This window comes from Gammaproteobacteria bacterium (genome assembly GCA_013696315.1).
Classification (GTDB): domain Bacteria; phylum Pseudomonadota; class Gammaproteobacteria; order JACCYU01; family JACCYU01; genus JACCYU01.
In genome coordinates this window covers 1-3,133 of the sequence record JACCYU010000014.1, presented here as the reverse complement: position 1 = coordinate 3,133, position 3,133 = coordinate 1, and the positions used below count along the sequence as shown (strand labels likewise).

Sequence of the window (3,133 nt, the reverse complement as noted above, 5' to 3'; positions counted from 1 at the left end):
CTCCAGCGGGGTCATGCCCGGATCGATCACCACGAATGCCTCGAAATACAGGATCCGCTCAATTTCCCGCAACGTAATATCAAGCAGCAGGCCGATACGCGACGGTAGAGACTTCAGGAACCAGATGTGCGCGACCGGGGACGCCAGATCGATATGGCCCATGCGCTCGCGGCGCACCTTGGTCAGAGTAACTTCGACACCGCACTTTTCGCATACGACGCCGCGATGCTTGAGCCGCTTGTACTTGCCGCACAGGCATTCATAGTCGCGGACCGGGCCAAAAATCTTGGCGCAGAACAGACCGTCGCGCTCAGGCTTGAAGGTGCGGTAGTTGATCGTTTCCGGCTTTTTGACTTCGCCGAACGACCAGGACCGGATCATCTCCGGCGACGCCAGACCGATGCGAATGGCGTCGAAGTCTTCCACCTTGCCTTGTTGCGACAATAAATTGAGTAAGTCTCTCATTTGCTACTCCACGTGCGTGGGTATGTTCGGTTGACGGCTTGCAGCCGACGCGGCAATTTCGACCCCCCTTTCAATCTCCCCGTCAAGAGAGGGTCGAGAGGAGCCGCTGCGCGATACACGGTTTATTCGTCCTGCTCAAGCTCGATATTGATGCCCAGTGAGCGAATCTCTTTCATCAGCACATTGAAGGATTCGGGCATGCCGGCCTCCATGCGGTGATCGCCGTCGACAATATTCTTGTACATCTTGTTACGGCCGTTCACGTCATCGGATTTCACGGTGAGCATCTCCTGCAAGGTGTACGCGGCGCCGTAAGCCTCTAGCGCCCACACTTCCATCTCGCCGAAGCGCTGACCGCCAAACTGCGCCTTGCCGCCCAGCGGCTGTTGGGTAACGAGGCTGTAGGGGCCGGTCGAACGCGCGTGCATCTTGTCGTCGACCAGGTGATTCAGCTTCAGGATATGCGTGTAGCCGATAGTCACCGGGCGGTCGAACGCCTCGCCGCTGCGCCCGTCGTATAACGTGGTCTGGCCGCTTTCGGGAAGATCCGCAAGCCGTAGCATGGCCTTGATTTCGTCCTCGTTGGCGCCGTCGAAAACGGGTGTGGCCATCGGCACGCCGGCGCGCAAATTACCTGCCAGCGCGGTCACCTCGTCATCGCTGAACTCGTTCAGATCCACCTTCTTGATCCCGCCGCCGTTGTAAATGCGGTCGATGAAGTCCCGTATTTCAGCGGGCTGACCGTTGGCGTCCAGCATTTTGCCGAGCTTCAGGCCCAGGGCCTTGGCGGCCCAGCCAAGGTGCGTCTCCAGCACCTGTCCGACGTTCATGCGCGAGGGCACACCCAGTGGATTCAGCCCTACGTCGACCGGCGTGCCGTCCTCCATGTACGGCATGTCCTCCACCGGCACGATCATCGACACCACGCCCTTATTGCCGTGGCGACCGGCCACTTTATCGCCCGGCTGCATGCGGCGCTTGACCGCCAGATACACTTTCACCATCTTGAGCACGCCGGGGGCAAGATCGTCGCCGCTGGTGATCTTGCCGCGCTGCTCGGTTAAGCGCCGGTCAAATGCCTCGCGCTGTGCATGCAGGCTCTGCGCCAGCACCTCGACCTGCGTGTTGACCTCTTCGGCGCGCATGCGTATCTCGAACCACTGCGCGCGGGGCACTTCCGCAAGATAGGTCTTGCTGACCTTGGCGCCCGCCTTGAGGCCGTTCGGGCCGCCCTCGGCGACCTTGCCCGACAGCAGCTTTTCGACCCGGTCGTAGATGTCGTTTTCGTAGATGAGCAACTGGTCGTTCAAGTCCTTGCGCACCTGTTCGACAGCGGAGTCCTCGATCTGCAGGGCGCGCTTGTCCTTGTCCACCCCGTCGCGCGTGAACACGCGCACGTCGATGACGGTGCCCTCCATGCCGGTTGGCACGCGTAAAGACGTGTCTTTAACGTCCGACGCCTTCTCGCCGAAGATCGCACGCAGGAGTTTTTCTTCCGGCGTCAGTTGCGTCTCACCCTTGGGCGTTACCTTGCCCACCAGAATATCGGCGGGGCGCACCTCCGCTCCCACGTACACGATACCCGAGTCGTCAAGCTTGGCCAGCAGGCCCTCGCTGACGTTGGGTATATCCGCGGATATTTCCTCGGCGCCCAGCTTGGTATCGCGCGCGACGCAGGTCAGTTCTTCGATATGCACGGTCGTATAGCGATCTTCCTCGACTACCCGCTCGGAGACGAGAATCGAGTCCTCGAAGTTATAGCCGTGCCAGGGCATGAAGGCGACCATCATGTTCTGGCCCAGCGCCAGTTCACCCATGTCGGTGCTGGGGCCATCCGCCAGCACGTCGCCGCGTGCGATCACGTCACCCGGCCGGACCAGCGGCCGCTGGTTGATACAGGTGTTCTGGTTCGAACGCGTGTATTTGGTCAGACCGTAAATGTCCACACCCGGCTCTCCGGCCTCGGTCTCGTCGTCGTGTACGCGCACCACCACGCGGGCCGCGTCCACCGTATCCACCACGCCGCCGCGCCGCGCGGTCAGCGCGGCGCCGGAGTCTATCGCCACGGCGCGTTCGATGCCGGTGCCGACCAGCGGCTTCTCGGCGCGCAACGTCGGCACCGCCTGACGCTGCATGTTGGAACCCATCAGCGCGCGGTTGGCGTCGTCATGCTCCAGAAATGGAATCAGCGCAGCCGCCACCGACACAATCTGCTTAGGGCTGATGTCCATGAACTCGATCCTGTCAGGCGTGGACAGGCTGAATTCGTTCTGACTGCGCGAGGAGACCAGCTCATCGGTCAGACGCCCCTGTGCGTCCAGGGTGGCGTTAGCCTGCGCAATTACATACTGGCTTTCTTCGATCGCCGACAGATAAACGATCTCGTTGGTCACCTTGCTGTGCGCGACCTTGCGGTACGGCGTCTCCAGAAATCCGTAGCTGTTGGTGCGCGCGTAAACCGCCAGCGAATTGATCAGCCCGATGTTCGGGCCCTCCGGTGTCTCGATCGGACACACGCGACCGTAGTGGGTCGGATGCACGTCGCGAACCTCGAAACCGGCCCGTTCGCGGGTCAGACCGCCGGGGCCCAGAGCGGAAATACGCCGTTTGTGGGTGACCTCGGACAGCGGGTTGTTCTGGTCCATGAACTGCGACAACTGGCTGGAGC

The 3,133-nt window shown here is 61.4% G+C and carries 2 protein-coding genes; both read right to left on the bottom strand.

Annotated elements, in window-relative coordinates; genetic code table 11:
* Positions 1-465, bottom strand: a 465-nt coding sequence (locus H0V34_00800; GenBank protein ID MBA2490289.1) for a DNA-directed RNA polymerase subunit beta', incomplete at its 3' end; no start/stop codon positions are given.
* Between the two features lie 122 nt (positions 466-587).
* The coding region (rpoB, locus tag H0V34_00795; protein MBA2490288.1) for a DNA-directed RNA polymerase subunit beta at positions 588-3,133 on the bottom strand (2,546 nt) is incomplete at its 5' end.